The organism is Commensalibacter papalotli (ex Servin-Garciduenas et al. 2014) (assembly GCF_000527695.1).
In the GTDB taxonomy this organism is placed as follows: Bacteria; Pseudomonadota; Alphaproteobacteria; order Acetobacterales; family Acetobacteraceae; genus Commensalibacter; species Commensalibacter papalotli.
On record NZ_ATSX01000001.1, the window covers coordinates 1,025,919 to 1,041,525 of the forward strand.

The following is a 15,607-nucleotide window of genomic DNA, read 5'->3' on the forward strand; positions in this document are numbered from 1 at the left end:
TAGCCTATAACACATCATCAACTCATATCACTGATCTATTCAAAAAAACAATGACCCCTGACACAAATCATCTATTATTTTTAGCCTGGCTTATCGGAACGACGCTTTTGTCTGCTCTTATTGTTAAAACAATGGCACGAATTGGGGTCATGGATAATCCTGTAGAACGCAGCTCTCATACAGTTCCAACACCTAAAGGAGGCGGTGTTGGAATTATCTGCGCATTCTTGACAGGCAGTATAGTAATTTTTCCATTACTACATCAACCTTATCTTTTTTCGATCATTGCTTTATTAGGAACCGTTGCATTTCTATCCATCATTTCATGGTTAGACGATATCAAGCAGTGGCCTGCACTTATCAAATTAGCAGCTCAGATAATCTGTGCTATTATTATAACCCTAATCATTCCTTCACTTTCATTGCTTCAACAATCATATTTTCTTTTATTACCTATTATCCTTATTTGGCTAGTCTATATCGCAAACGCCTTTAACTTTATGGATGGATTAAATGGTCTAGCTGCGGGCATTGCAGCAATTTGTTGTATATTTTTTTATTATTCTACACATCAAATCGAGTTTGGATTAATTGCACTAGCTTTACTTTGTGGGTTAATTGGTTTTTTACCTTTTAATTATCCCAAAGCAGAAATCTTTATGGGAGATGTCGGCAGCCAAGCTTGTGGGTTACTTTTAGCAACTTTTGCTGTTATTCCTTTGAATAACATTGATCATATAACGCTCACTACGATACCTACAGAAACAATCTTGATCTTTTTCTTATTATTTGGTGTGATTTACGATGTAACATTTACATTAATCAGACGAACAAAAAATAGAGATCCAATTTTACAAGCACATCGTAGCCACCTTTATCAAATGGCACATCGTTGTGGCGTTAAAGCTGCCATTGTAACATTAGTTCAATGGAGCTTTTGTATTTGGGGAGGGGTAATCATATTATTTATCCCTTTAAGCACTATGTTTAATACACTTTGTGCCTACAGCTTATTAATTGTTCCCCAATTGATTTGGACCCTTTTTATCCTTAACAAAACCAGACAATACCATATAAAAAAATGGTAGGAGGAACTCCTACCATTTTTTCAAATATCGCTTGTATTAAATATAATTACTTACTAATTTTATTTAATTGTTGCTCGTTTAAATCTTCTGTTGTTGTCTTTGCCTTATCAGCTTTTTTATCAGCTTTATTTTTGGCTTTGGCAGCATGTTGTAATTTTGAATCTGTAAATTTGATTGTAAATCCACCAGGTGCACCAGCTACGCGCCCACCCATTGTATTCGTATCAAAAGCAATAACAACATTTTTGGTATTTTTCAAATTACCTGCACCAACACCTACACCAGCAGTTGCTTCACCACTTGCAGAAGCATAGTTTCCAGCAAAATCATAAAGATGTTTTAAGTTATAAACATGACCTGAAGCTTGAGATTTTGAAAAACCAAGAGCTACAATATCTCCACCCTTAATACGGAAATTATAGCTTTTACCACGATACTTCAGAACACCTTCACCCCAAGTATACCCAACTCCTACATCTGCAGAATGAAAGGTCATATTCACTGTGCCTGATGGTTTCTCAGATGCAGCAGCAGGATGCTCAACTGGCTTATGATCATTAGCAGCAAAAGATTGGTTGCTGAACAACAAAGGTGCACTAATAAAAGTAGCAGCTAATAAGACAGATATTTTTTTCATTATAAATCCTTCAAAATAAATTATAGTTAATTATTTATATACTTGTTTTATCTAACAATAAATACAGAAATAACTCAAGCCTTATACAAAAACAATATACCTTATTGGGTATATTGTTTTTGTATTCGTTAGCCATTTTTTATTTTGAATACCCATATTAAAATTGACCTTTTCTGATCATCTTTAAATAAGGTCAGTTTTAATATGTTTATGCATCTTCCTGAGAGGCACTATTCATAATTTTTTGAATATTTAATAAATATTCATTACCAGCATCACTACGTTGAACTAAAACAGAACGACGGTCCAATGGATCCGTTTTTCTAGATAAGAATTCTAATTCCTCTAAACGATCTAAGGCACGCGTAATTGCCGGTTTAGATACATTAAGACTAGCTGCCAAACCTCTAACGGTTTGAACAGTATCATCCAAATAGCATATTAAAAAAACCGCTAATTGACGTGCAGATAGATCAGGGGCTTCTTGGCGAACCATTGTCGTGATTGTTTCTTTTAATATAACAATTTGTCGTCTAGAAGATAAAGTTTCGTTAACCATATTATTTAAACCATTCATTTTATCAAAACTGTTTCAAGATTATTTCTTTATGTCCAACAAATGAGTATCCACATCATTAATATCAAGATTGAAATCAAAATAATGTTGGTGAAATTATAATTTTAAATATAATTACATGTATAGAAAATACTTCAAATGTTTTGATCAATATTACAATGTAGTTTTACAGATTTATAAATACATTTAATATATTTTTAAATAAAAGGTAAGGTTTATTTATGAAATAAGGTTTATTTATGAAAATAAACCTTACATATTCGTAATAATGGCTATTTAATTACTTACATATTCGTAACAATTAAGATTAATATTTATTTGTACTTATAGTTGAATTTAATAATACTTTCCATCTCTTCTTTACACTTTGAGGTATTAAAAGATAACTACCGCCTAAAAAGGCAAACCATATGACTCCCAAATATAAACCAATACGTGTATTGGGTTGTAAAGTAAGCGTTAAAATAATAAGAAAAATAAACACAATACAGACCCAACACGTAAAAACACCTCCTGGCATTTTAAATGTTGAAGCCTTGTGGCGTTCTGGATATTTTTTGCGATATTGAATATAAGAATAAACAATTAAAAACCAAGTAAATAAGGTAATAATTGTTGCTACAGAAGCCACTAAAGTAAAAGTATCTATTATACTTTTATCTCCAACAGCCAGTAAAACTACGGCTGATAACAAGCATACACAAGAAAAAAGCAATCCATTAACTGGAACTGATGATTTAGATAGTTGCATAAAAAAACGTGGTGCTTTGTCCAATGATGCTAATCCATATAACATACGGCTACTTGAAAAAATACCACTATTGGTTGATGAAGCAGCAGACGTCAGAACCACCACATAAACCACTGCCGCAGCAGCTGGTAGCCCTGCAAACAAAAATAAAACGATAAACGGGCTTTTATTTGGATCAATGCTGTGCCATGGAATTACAGCCATAATTACCATTACAGACAAAACATAAAACATAATGATTCGCAGTGGAATGTTATTGATTGCCTTGGGTAGATTTTTAAAAGGATTTTTCGATTCTGCTGCCACTGTTCCAATCAATTCTACACCTATAAAAGCAAAAGTAGCACTTTGAAATCCAGCCAAAAACCCTCTAAACCCATTAGGAAGTAAATTACCACCGTTAAAGATGTTGCTCAAAGAGGCCACCTCACCAGAGGATGCTTTAAAAGAGACCGCAACAAAAGTTCCACCCACGATAATTAAAACACAAATAGCTATGACTTTAATAATTGCAAACCAAAATTCCATTTCTCCAAAAAGTTTAACGGTTAAACAGTTCAATGTATAAAACAAAAAAATACAAACAAGGGCAGGAACCCATGATGGCAGATTGGGATAAAACATATGCGTATAACCTGAAATTGCTACCAAATCTGCAATTCCAACGACTACCCAACATAACCAGTATGACCACCCCAAAAGGAATCCCGCGAAAGGTCCCAGTAACTCACTAACAAAATCAACAAAAGACTTATAGTTCAAGTTAGAAAGTAACAATTCTCCTAACGCTCGCATGACCAAAAAAACAACTATACCAATCAACATGTAAATAAAAATAATTGAAGGTCCCGCCAATTGAATAGTACTACCAGATCCTAAAAACAGACCTGTACCAATACATCCTCCAATAGCAATTAATTGTATATGACGATTGCTTAAATTACGCTGTAAGCTGTCGTTTTGATCTTGATCCATATAAAAGCCTTTATCACCTTATGTATTTACAATAATGAAACAAGATCATATCGATTGATTTTGTCTCATTATTTTTTAACTGTTATGACACCTAAAATACAAAATAAGAATTATTTATGATATCCTAGATTCTAAAAATAAATTTCAAAATATATAAAGCTTATGTCATATTTTTTTTTAACAGAATAATAAATTTAAATTTTCATTAAAATAAAGTTTTTGTATGCCTCAAACTCATATCATCAAAGCAATTCTCGGACCAACCAACACAGGTAAAACACATCTTGCTCTTGAGCGTATGATGGCACATGGATCTGGCATTATTGGTTTTCCTTTACGTTTGCTTGCCAAAGAAAATTACGACCGTATGGTTGGAATCAAGGGTGAAAAGAATGTTGCCCTGATTACGGGCGAAGAAAAAATCATTCCACCCAAAGCCAAATGGTTCTCTTGCACAGTCGAGGCAATGCCTACGCATATTTCTGTTGATTTTATCGCTATTGATGAAATTCAGCTATGTGCTGACCCTGATCGTGGACATATTTTTACGGATAGATTGCTTCACTGCCGAGGTCTTATTGAAACAATGTTTCTAGGAGCAGATACAATTACTCCTATCTTGAAACAGCTGATTCCCGAAATAGAGATTGATACCCGCCCTCGTCTTTCTTCTTTGAGTTATACAGGCTTTGATAAATTTACAAGATTGCCCCCTCGTTCGGCGATTGTGGCCTTTTCAGCAAATGAAGTTTATGCCATTGCGGAATTTATCAAACGACGCCATGGGGGATGCGCTATTGTAATGGGGCGCCTTTCACCACGTACCCGCAATGCACAAATGGAGTTATATCAAAATAAAGAAGTAGACTACCTCGTCGCTACAGATGCTATTGGAATGGGATTAAATATGAATGTTAATCACGTTGCCTTTGCCAGCTTATCTAAATATGACGGTCGGCAATTGCGTCATTTGTTCCCTTCTGAAGTCGCTCAAATAGCAGGAAGAGCGGGTCGAGGGATGCAAGATGGTACTTTTGGCACCACGGCGAATTGCTCTGGCATGTCTGAGAAATTAGTCAATGCAGTGGAGAATCACAATTTTGATTCTTTAAAGCAAATTTATTGGCGCAATCACACACCAGATTTTTCAAATCCATCCCGCTTACTAAGCTCTCTCAGCAAATCTGCCCCTCTGAAAACATTAATCACCAGCCAACATGCTACTGATCTACAAACGTTGATTTATTTAATCCAAGACCCAGAAATAATGGCGGCTTGTACGACGATTGAAAAAACACAATTGCTTTGGGAAAATTGCCAAATCCCAGACTTTAAAAAACTTGGAAACGACAATCATGCAAGAATTTGTAAAAAAACATTTTTATTTTTACTAAAACAAGGTCATATTCCAGAAACATGGATGCACCAACAAATTGAACAGCTAAATCATCCTCACGGAGATATTGATACCTTGATGCAAAGGCTTTCTGGTGTTCGAATTTGTTCTTATATTGCTGCTAAAAACCAATGGCTAGAAAATGCTATATATTGGCAAGCTCAAGCCAGAGAAGTTGAAGACAGCCTTTCGGACTCACTGCACACTGCATTAATGAGCCGTTTTGTAAACCAACGAGCAACCTCATTATTACGTAACTTAAAAAACGAAGAACAAAATAATCTGTTCACTTCTATTTCTACAACAGGGCAAATTTTAATAGAAGGTCAATCAATTGGCTCATTCAAAGGATTTTCAATTGAGTTACAAGAAGCAATCCCTCAAGAAGATTATAAGCTAGCACTTAAAAGTATCAGACGTAACATCCGTCTGCTTATACCTCAACAACTCCAAAAATTTATCAATGCAAAACCTGAAGAGTTTCACATCGATATTAAAGCAAAGCTGATTCTATGGGAAAACACAAATATTGCAAGGTTAAGGAAAGGCCATGATTTATTTCATCCAGAAATTCAACTGATTGAAAATGAGTTTCTAGAAAATGACATACAACAAATTGTTTTAAAAAAATTACAAGACTATCTTAATGCACAAATTAAAACCTTGTGCCCTGCTCTTTTTACATTACAATATAATACAAAGCTTCCAGCATTAATCCGTGGTCTGTTTCATCAAATCAGTGAAAACGGCGGCATTTTATGGCAAGACAAACCTTTCCAGCTTTCAAAATCTATGCTGAAAATTTTATCCAGACACGGCATTAATCAGGGACAATATGCATTTTATGTAAAAGATATTTTTAAAGCTCATAAAGTTAAACTTAGAGCATTAATTTATCATGTATATTATGCACCCATTGATCCAGAAACGATCCCGCTGCCACATCTCGTCCATATTCCAGCGATTACTCAGAAAGCAGACCTTAATTTTTATCGTTATTTGGGATGGATCAAAGCAGATAATCAATTTATCCGTTTGGATATTGCCGAAAAAATAGGGCAAGTGCTACATAATAAAATCAAAAATCATCCTGCTGCTATAAAAAAACAAGATATATCACCCCTGCCTTATATTCATGAAGCGCTCCCTTCACTATTAAAATCTCTAAATTTATTTGTGCAAAAAGCTCAAATCCCATCAAAGAAACTCATGGGCCCCCCTGCTCCTTTATTAATCGCTAATCGTCCTTTTCAAATTCATAAAAAAGTTAAAAAGAAACCTTTTCTAAAAAGGAAAAATCTTATCCATTCTGTTTCTGATCTACAACAACTCTATAATAACAACCGACATGATTGACCACGATATTGATACACAAAGAATAGACATTTGGCTTTGGCATGCCAGAATATATAAGACACGAAGCATCAGCACACGTTTTGTAAGCCAAAATATTTTTCGTATAAACGCTTGTTCTGTTTGTAAACCAGCCTATCAAGTCAAATTAAATGATATTTTAACCTTTCCTTGGAATGACACGATCAGAGTAATTAAAATCCTAAATCTAACTAAACAACGTGTTGCAGGAAAAAATATATCTTTGATTTATCAAGAAATTCTTGAAAATTCATAAGTAAAGTAATAAAGAATATAAATATTTCCTTGTCATAGCTGTAAATAGTTACTAAATCTCTATGACAAACCATTCAGCCTTTGCCTGAATGCCAAAGAATTCTTAATGATCAGGGAACTACCCCTTTAACAGATATGAATCGGAGAAAGCAATGACCTATGTGGTCACAGAAAACTGCATCCGTTGCAAATATATGGATTGTGTCGAAGTCTGCCCCGTAGATTGTTTCTATGCTGGTGAAAACTTCCTTGTTATTAGCCCAGAAGAGTGTATTGATTGCGGCGTATGCGAACCAGAATGCCCAGCTGAAGCCATTTTCCCAGATAGTGATGATCGTGCTGCAGATTGGTTAGAAGTCAATGCTGAACTTTCGAAATCATGGCCCAATATGAGCAGAAAAGGTGATACCCCTGCTGATGCAGATGAATGGAATGGCAAAACAGATAAAAAAGATATGCTTTCAAAAGAACCTCATAAAGACTAGTTCCATTTTCAAGCGTTAATTTGCTTATTAAAAAAGCCCTTAACTTTATTTAAAGTTAAGGGCTTTTATTGTATTCAATAAGCTGTCTTTACCAGTTAAGTAAAGACAGCTTGTTATGAAAATTATCGAGCCATCATTAAATGACCAACATTATGCATAACGAATAGCGTGCCAAAACAAATAACCAAAGCAACAAATACAGAGAATAAGAAAGAAACTACCTCTGAACGTTGTTCAGGCGCTGCACTAACATGCAAGAAGAAGGAGACTTGAACAAAAATTTGTATTACAGCCAACACTCCTAATGCAATTACTGTCGCACTATTTGATAAAGCATGTGCCAAAACAATCCAAAAGGACGCTACAGTCAACACAACGGATAATATGAACCCAACAATATAAGAAACTATAGAGCCGTGTCCATGGTCTTCCCCATGAGAAGAAACTGCATGATTTTCTACCATTACACCATACTCAACAGATATACAAAACTAAATACACAGATCCATATAATATCCAAGAAATGCCAGAATAGACTTAAACAAGTTAAACGAGGCATCATATTTGAATTTACACCTTTAGTAGCAACTTGGATCATTAAAACAATCATCCAAATTAACCCTATGGTCACATGCAACCCATGTGTACCAACAAGTGTAAAGAATGCAGACCAATGTGCACAGGATTCAGGAGTCGCACCTTTAGAAATTAAATGTATGAATTCCTTGATTTCAAGCCCAAGAAATCCTGCACCTAATACAGCTGCAACCACCATCCAGAGTAATGTTCCAGATTTATTACTTTTACGTGCAGACAACATCGCAAAACCAAAAGCCAAAGAACTGAGCAACAACAAAGCTGTTTCATAAGCTACTGTGGTAAACTCGATATCTCCAGCATCCAGAAGTTGTTTAAATGTTGGCGCGCCGAAAAATTGTCCGTGTAAAACAGCATAACTGGCAAACAAACATCCAAACAAAATACAGTCAGACATAAGGTATAGCCAAAAACCAAATGCTGAATGATTTTCATGTTCGTGATGAGCACCGTTTGCTGTCATTGTAGTATTTTCACTCATTATTCAGCCACCTGTGTCATAAGTTTACGAGAATGCTCTTTCTCAATACGTTCAACTTCTGCTGCAGGAATAACAAATTCTTTGTCTTCCTTAAAGCTATAGCCAATTACAATCAACAGTATGAGAATAGCACAAACAACAACTAACCACCAAATATGCCAAACTGCACCAAATCCTAAAACGAATGCAATCATACCAATCCAGAAGCCTGCAGAAGTATTTTTTGGCATAACAATATCTTGATATGGTTCAGATGTGCGACGTGTATCAATGCCATGCTCTTTATCATATGCAAATGCATCACGTGCATGAACAACAGGAATATGAGCAAAGTTATAAATAGGCGCTGGTGAAGATGTTGACCATTCTAAAGTACGACCATCCCAAAGATCACCCGTAACATCTCTATGACCTGGTTTGTCCATATTCCAAATACCAAGGAATATTTGTAACAATTGGCAAACAACACCACAAAGAATACAGAAAGCACCAATACAAGCAATGATTAACCACATATGCCAATCAGGATTGTCATAATGGTTCAAACGACGAACCATACCATCGAAACCTGTAATATACAAAGGAACGAATGATAGGAAGAAGCCAAAGAACCAGAACCAGAATGCAGCTTTACCAAGTCCTTGGCTCATTTTAAAGCCAGTTACTTTTGGAGCCCAGAAATTCATACCAGCAATATATCCAAAATATACACCACCAATAATTGTATTATGGAAGTGGGCAATCAAGAATTCACTGTTATGTAATACGAAGTCACTTGCAGGAATAGCAAGCATAACACCAGTCATACCGCCGATCACAAAGACAATCATAAAACCAATCGTCCAATACATAGGCGCCGTAAATTCAATACGACCTCTATACATTGTGAATAACCAGTTAAAGATTTTCACGCCTGTTGGAATAGCAATAATCATCGTCATAATACCAAAGAAGGCATTAACGCTTGCACCAGCACCCATGGTAAAGAAATGGTGAACCCAAACTAACAATGACAAAACAGTAATTGTTAAGGTTGCATAAACCATCGTAGCATAACCAAATAACGGTTTTTTACAAAATACAGGAACCAATTCAGAGAAACAGCCAAAAGCAGGTATAACAAGAATGTAAACCTCTGGATGTCCCCATGCCCAAATCAAGTTCAAGTATAACATGACGTTACCACCAAGATCGTTGGTAAAGAAATGCATACCAAGATAACGATCAAGTGTAAGCTCAGCTACTGATACGGTTAAAGCAGGGAAAGTCGTATAAATCATTATACATGATGCTAATGTTGTCCAGCAGAATACTGGCAAGCGCATCCATGTCATGCCAGGTGCACGCATTTTTGCGATTGTGGTCATAAAGTTAACCGCAGTTAACACTGTACCAATACCAGAAATCTGAACAGCCCAAATATAATAATCAACACCAACGCCAGGACTGAATTGTAATTCAGATACTGGAGGATATGCTAACCAACCTGCAGTTGAGAACTCACCAATAAACAAAGAGATGTTAACTAAAATTGCACCAGCTGTTGTTAACCAAAAACTTAATGAGTTAAGAAATGGGAACGCAACGTCACGAGCACCAACCTGTAATGGAACAATTAAGTTGAACAAACCTTGCATAAACGCCATCGCCATGAAGAAAATCATGATGGTGCCGTGCGCTGTAAAGATTTGGTCATAATGATGAGGCGGCAAATAGCCTGGGCTATCAAAAGCAATCGCTTGTTGCGTACGCATCATTAACGCATCACAGAAACCACGGAATAACATAACTAACGCAAGAACGATATACATAATACCGATACGTTTATGGTCAACCGAGAAAAGCCAGTTTTTAAACAAAACTGTCCATTTGCCATAGTAAGTAATAGCAGCAAGAACTGCCAACCCGACAATGACTACACCGACAAATGTTCCCACCAAAATGGGTACATTATACGGAATATCTTTAAGAGTTAAAATTCCTAACATTTTTCCTATTCCCCTGAGTGATTATCATTAGATTGAGTAGGAACTGCTTGGGGGTTGCCATGAGTATCAACTTCATAATGACCGTGGTTATATTGCATAACAATATCATCAAACAAATGATGCTTTACAGTACCAAAATATTGTACTGGTTCAGGAAGAACATTTCCTTCATTTTGCTTAGCATATTCCATTTGATTGTTTTTTAGATGTTTATAGGCGTCACCGTCTTTTCCATCTAATTGTTTAGAAGAAGCTTTAACTTTCTCAACCCACTCATCAAAACCTTTTTGATCAGTTGCAATCGCACGGAATTTCATATCTGAGTATCCAGCACCACTGTAATTATTAGAAACCCCTCTATAACCTTCTGCTGAAGGAGAGGTTGCCATTAAGTGCAATTGTGTTTGCATACCAGCCATGACGTACACTTGAGACCCCAATTGTGGTATCCAAAATGAATTCATAGTTGCATCAGATGTCAAACGAAACGCAACAGGTGTATTCACAGGTATTGCCATTTCGTTAACTGTTGCAATTCCGTATTCTGGGTAAATAAATAACCATTTCCAGTTTAATGCAACAACTTGTATTTTTATAGGTTTTACATTTGGATTATCAGCAGGAGCAGCAATCGGTTTATAAGGATCTAATTCATGAGAGGATACGTATGTATGATATGCTAGGAATGCAATCAAACACATTGGTATTCCCCAAACAAGAATTTCAATCGTTGTTGAAAAGTCCCATTTTGGTGCATAGGTCGCATTCGTATTAGATTTACGATAACGATATGCAACCAACAAAGTAGCAATAATTACTGGAATAACAATACACAGCATTGCTATTACAGACATTATAATTAATTGCTTTTCACCTTGCCCAACGGTTCCTTTAGGATCCATTATAACCAAATTACATCCACCTAACATTAAGGTAGATGCTAAACCCACTACCGATAATGTAATTTTCGGTAATATTTTTTTCATTCTATGCCTCGTTGATTCTGACATTGCTCAACTCATCAGCCTGTTCATTTAATAGAACATCTTTCTTTGTTAGAATTCCTTATAAAATAATGGTTTACCTTATAAAAAACCCTGTACTCATAATAACACCATTTTATACACTTAAAAAAGACACAAATCTTTGTGTAGCAATAATGTTAAGTTGGTGCCTTACTCCTACTATAAATAACAATATGTTACAACCAACTTTCGTAAGACATCAAAAAAACTCTATAAATAACAACATTATTCATAGAGTTGATTGACTTATATTACTCCTAATACCTAATAAAAACGATGTAAAAAATAACTCAATTATAACTTTGCTAGGTCAGTGATAATTACAACACAATTTCAAAAATATAAAAAAACGCACAGTTTTTTTTCTGTGCGTTTTTAAGATAAAAGCCGACTTTGTTAACTATAATTAGTTATCACTGCCTGCTCTGACCCCCATGAATTGCAATAAAAATTGAAATAGGTTAATAAAGTTCAAGTAAAGCGTCAACGCATCAAACACACTATGTTTTGCTGCCATTTCAGCACCTTCATATTGATAAATTGTTTGATAAGAAAGTTTAATTCTTTGTGTATCAGTAGCCGCTAAACCTGTAAACACAACAACACCCACCAAACTAATCAAGAAAGACATGCCTGAGCTGTGCATAAATATGTTAATTACCATCGCAATAACTAGACCGAACAACCCCATTCCCAAGAATGAACCGAGTCTTGTTAAATCACGATTTGTCGTATATCCCCACAAAGACATCCCTGCAAACATGCTGGCTGCTACCAAAAATGTTTGAGTAATGGATCCTGATGTATATACAAAGAAAATATTAGCCATACTGATTCCCATAACAGCACAAAAAGCCCAAAATAACGCTTGTGCAGTTTGAGTTGACAGACGGTTAATACCAAAGGACATTACTAAAATAAATGCCAACGGGGACAAGATTGCAATAAACCCAAGTGTTGTCGGGGCAGTTGTAACAACACCATTCACTGAACCTATTTTATAAAATAGGCTTCCTAGTGAGGAGTTCGCAACAAGATATGAAACCAGTGCTGTTAATAATAAACCAGACGCCATCCAGTTATAAACACGGAGCATATAGCTGCGAAGACCTGCATCGAATGCAACTTGAGCATCAACATGTTGTGATGTATCGTTATATGAATTAGGACGAAATGCCATTTACTCTTCTCATAAAATAGTTTTCATTAACTAATAATATATTGCAATTGTTAGTTAAATATCAAGTGTACAAAAAAATATGTTGTTTTTATGTTTATAAAAATTCTAGATTTGACAAACTTATAGTAAAAAAGTGGAAATAATGAGGCTTTTTATTGGTTTAACTATCCCTGATCCGATCTGCACGCAAATAGGATCATTACGTGGCAGTTTGCCATCAATTCACTGGAACGATCCAGATACTTATCACATATCCCTTTGCGATATTGGTGAAATTAAGAGCAATGTTTTACTCAATGACCTTGATCTCGCCTTAGAGAAAATCGGGTTTAATAATTTTGAACTTAGCATACAAGGTGTCAGCCATTATACATCACCTACCCAAGAAATAAAACTTTGTGCGACTGTTTTACCAACATCGTCTTTGTCGCTTTTAAAAAATAAAATTGAGTATATTAACCGCAAGCTTGGTATAAAGACTAAAAAGAAACATTTTACTCCTCACATTACGCTTGCAAAAGGTATCGGTATTAACCAAGAGCAGATTTCAAATTGGCTCTTTAAATATAACTTATTTAAAACAGAACCTTTCCAAATCTGCCAATTTTCACTTTTTAGCTCTTTTCCCAATAAAAAAGAATTTAATTGCGATATTGTATCAACCTATCTATTACGATAAGATTTCACACCATTCTTTTTCTTCTTTTGTTTTCCTTTCAATAGCTTGATGTAAATAGTTCATGTAATACAGCTCACAACAAACATAGCGCTCGTCTTTTAATACGATATTGGCCAGACCTAAATCTTGGTAAACAGACAAATATTTTGAACTAACATTCCAAAATGCAATAGAGCGGTGCTCTTGGGTTGCTAAATCACGCAGTCGCCATATTGTATTAATAATCTCACTTTCTTTTCCAACAGGATCACCAATTCCTACCAACAGCCCTTCTTTCCTTAAAAATGGTGCGACAGTGCCTTCTGTAGAGCAAATCAAAATCGCACTAGGCAGAATATGATCAACTAAACTATTAATCGTAGAATTTGATAGTACATTATATAACTCTTCTGACTCATGAGACCAGCTTTTGAACTTTATTTGTGCAGGCAACATCATTTTAAATAAAATAACACACCCAACGACAACCATTAAAAAAACGACCCATTTTGTTTCAGAAGGAACAACACGAGACATTAAAATTTCGACGATGCCATGACTTTTGGTATAATGTGGACTAATCCAAATAATTACATAAATTGTAATAAATAGCACCATGATTTCTATCAAGGTTTTCAAAGACAAAGGTGCCGCACAAAAATTTGCCTTGCGATAATAGCAATTTCTGAATGGTGCAATAAAAAAGGCTGAAAGTGCTAACAAAAATGGTATAAATAAAGGTGCACCTCGAATTAAAGTAATAGCAACCAAAACAACCAAAGTAATTAAACTTAGCCGCCACGCTATTGTAATCCGTCGGGTCAAGGCAACTGTTAATATTAACAAAAACATCCCTAGAAAAGATAGCAAGTAATCTCCCGCAATCTCTATAAATAGGAAAATAGATTGCTGCGCCACCCATTTCGTCGGATCGAACATCGGAAGTACTAAAACAATTATACCACACAAAGCGGTTGTCGCTGCTGCAATATTAACCGAGAATGCAGCATCACTTTCTCTAATATTGGCTGTGGAGGATGATCTTGGACGTAACTTGAAAATAAAAAACTTTTTCGCACTGTTCTGAAGGGCGTTCTCACCTCTCAAAAAGACCTCATGACCTGCGAACATAATGCCCGCAAAAAACAAAGGAACAAGGTAATAAAACAGTCGAAATATAAAAATAACACAAATAATATCAGAAGCTGGCATATAAGGTTTTAATGCCAGCAACATACTGCCTTCAAATACACCTGCACCGCCAGGGACACTCGCAATTAGTCCAGCTGAGTAAGCTGCAATATAAACTCCTAAAAATGTTGCAAAATCAATCGATTGATAACCGATCAAATGTGAATGATCAGGAATAATACAATAAGGAATGGCCGCTGTTGCAATCACTTCAGCAGTAGCAATGATGATTTGAGCAATGGCCATAACAGGTCTAGGAAAAGAAAAACGATATTTCCAAAATTTTAATTCATGACAATAAAAAGAAATGATCACATATCCAGCAACAAATAACCAACATAAGCTGCCTAAAATAACAAAAATATATCCAGGCAACTCATGACCTATTACAGGAAGATCACTTGCTTTGAAAATAAACAACCCCCCGATTAAAACAGCAGCACCTAGGAAGTAAGTAACTGAGCAAAAAGCAATAACTTGAACAATTTCGATGGCTTGCAATCCCCAGCTGCCGTATAATCGAAAACGAACAATCGCCCCAGAAACCGCTGAAAACCCGATATTATGCGATAAAACATAAGAGCAAAATGAGGCAAAAGCAGTTTTTAAAAAGGATAAACGATGGCCAACTTGAATGACCGCTAACTTATCGTAAAAAGATAAAATTAAAAAAGATAAAAATGTGCATGCCCCAGCAGCATATAAAGCCACATTCGGAATTTCTCTTAAAGAAGCCTTAATTTCTTTAAGGCTAAGATGTTTAAACTCATTCTGCACCACATAGATTGCAGCCGCAAAAAGAATAATTCCGAACAGTTTGGAACCATATTTAAAATATGTTTTCCAGCTTCTATCTCTAAAATGGTTTCTTTCAGTCGAATTTGTCAGTTCTTGTGAACAAGATTTTTTTGGCTGCATATCCATACTATATCGTTATTAAAACAAATTA

Annotated in this window: 14 protein-coding genes; 5 read left to right on the plus strand and 9 right to left on the minus strand. The window is 35.4% G+C overall.

The genetic code is table 11. The features are described 5' to 3' along the window. Window positions 1–107: 107 nt before the first annotated feature. Window positions 108–1,088, plus strand: coding sequence for an MraY family glycosyltransferase (locus COMX_RS04705; protein ID WP_161631845.1), 981 nt, complete (start codon window positions 108–110; stop codon window positions 1,086–1,088). A gap of 46 nt (window positions 1,089–1,134) precedes the next feature. Here the strand turns inward: COMX_RS04705 and COMX_RS10995 are convergent, their stop codons facing one another. From COMX_RS10995 to COMX_RS04720, 3 genes are all read right to left on the minus strand, one after another. Beyond that, window positions 1,135–1,725 (minus strand): hypothetical protein, encoded by a 591-nt coding sequence (locus tag COMX_RS10995; protein ID WP_152534154.1) that lies wholly within the window; start codon window positions 1,723–1,725, stop codon window positions 1,135–1,137. Between the two features lie 208 nt (window positions 1,726–1,933). Next, window positions 1,934–2,284: a MarR family transcriptional regulator gene (locus tag COMX_RS04715; RefSeq protein ID WP_371827968.1), complete on the minus strand. Its 351-nt coding sequence runs from the start codon at window positions 2,282–2,284 to the stop codon at window positions 1,934–1,936. 325 nt (window positions 2,285–2,609) lie between these two features. Continuing rightward, window positions 2,610–4,028: an amino acid permease gene (locus COMX_RS04720; RefSeq protein WP_034337582.1), complete on the minus strand. Its 1,419-nt coding sequence runs from the start codon at window positions 4,026–4,028 to the stop codon at window positions 2,610–2,612. A gap of 223 nt (window positions 4,029–4,251) precedes the next feature. On the opposite strand from COMX_RS04720, the gene COMX_RS04725 reads away from it, so the two are divergent. The 3 genes from COMX_RS04725 to fdxA all read left to right on the plus strand — a co-directional run bounded on the left by COMX_RS04725 (window position 4,252) and on the right by fdxA (window position 7,538). Further along, entirely contained in the window at window positions 4,252–6,780 is a 2,529-nt protein-coding gene (locus tag COMX_RS04725) for a helicase-related protein (RefSeq protein WP_051461873.1), read from the plus strand. Then, on the plus strand, window positions 6,773–7,054 hold the full coding sequence (locus COMX_RS04730; protein WP_051461874.1) for a S4 domain-containing protein: 282 nt from the start codon (window positions 6,773–6,775) through the stop codon (window positions 7,052–7,054). Before COMX_RS04725 ends, COMX_RS04730 begins: the two co-directional genes overlap by 8 nt. Before the next feature lie 151 nt (window positions 7,055–7,205). Then, on the plus strand, window positions 7,206–7,538 hold the full coding sequence (gene fdxA / locus COMX_RS04735; protein WP_034337584.1) for a ferredoxin FdxA: 333 nt from the start codon (window positions 7,206–7,208) through the stop codon (window positions 7,536–7,538). A gap of 122 nt (window positions 7,539–7,660) precedes the next feature. Here the strand turns inward: fdxA and cyoD are convergent, their stop codons facing one another. From cyoD to COMX_RS04760, 5 genes are all read right to left on the minus strand, one after another. Next, window positions 7,661–8,002 carry a cytochrome o ubiquinol oxidase subunit IV gene (gene cyoD, locus COMX_RS04740; RefSeq protein ID WP_034337586.1) on the minus strand — a complete coding sequence of 114 codons (342 nt, stop codon included), beginning with the start codon at window positions 8,000–8,002 and terminating at the stop codon, window positions 7,661–7,663. Beyond that, the gene (gene cyoC / locus COMX_RS04745; RefSeq protein ID WP_034337588.1) at window positions 8,002–8,616 is read right to left on the minus strand and encodes a cytochrome o ubiquinol oxidase subunit III; all 615 of its coding nucleotides are present in this window, start codon (window positions 8,614–8,616) and stop codon (window positions 8,002–8,004) included. The genes cyoD and cyoC overlap by 1 nt, the downstream gene beginning before the upstream one ends. Beyond that, a complete protein-coding gene (cyoB, locus tag COMX_RS04750) occupies window positions 8,616–10,604 on the minus strand; it encodes a cytochrome o ubiquinol oxidase subunit I (protein ID WP_034337591.1) in 1,989 nt (662 codons plus the stop codon). Before cyoB ends, cyoC begins: the two co-directional genes overlap by 1 nt. A gap of 5 nt (window positions 10,605–10,609) precedes the next feature. Beyond that, on the minus strand, window positions 10,610–11,590 hold the full coding sequence (gene cyoA, locus COMX_RS04755) for a ubiquinol oxidase subunit II (RefSeq protein ID WP_084051509.1): 981 nt from the start codon (window positions 11,588–11,590) through the stop codon (window positions 10,610–10,612). A gap of 445 nt (window positions 11,591–12,035) precedes the next feature. Further along, the gene (locus tag COMX_RS04760; RefSeq protein ID WP_034337594.1) at window positions 12,036–12,809 is read right to left on the minus strand and encodes a Bax inhibitor-1/YccA family protein; all 774 of its coding nucleotides are present in this window, start codon (window positions 12,807–12,809) and stop codon (window positions 12,036–12,038) included. A 142-nt stretch (window positions 12,810–12,951) separates the two neighbouring features. On the opposite strand from COMX_RS04760, the gene thpR reads away from it, so the two are divergent. After that, on the plus strand, window positions 12,952–13,488 hold the full coding sequence (thpR, locus tag COMX_RS04765) for an RNA 2',3'-cyclic phosphodiesterase (protein ID WP_034337597.1): 537 nt from the start codon (window positions 12,952–12,954) through the stop codon (window positions 13,486–13,488). Here thpR and COMX_RS04770 read toward each other — a convergent pair. Further along, window positions 13,480–15,576, minus strand: coding sequence for a lysylphosphatidylglycerol synthase domain-containing protein (locus tag COMX_RS04770; protein WP_161631846.1), 2,097 nt, complete (start codon window positions 15,574–15,576; stop codon window positions 13,480–13,482). The genes thpR and COMX_RS04770 overlap by 9 nt on opposite strands. Window positions 15,577–15,607: the final 31 nt, after the last annotated feature.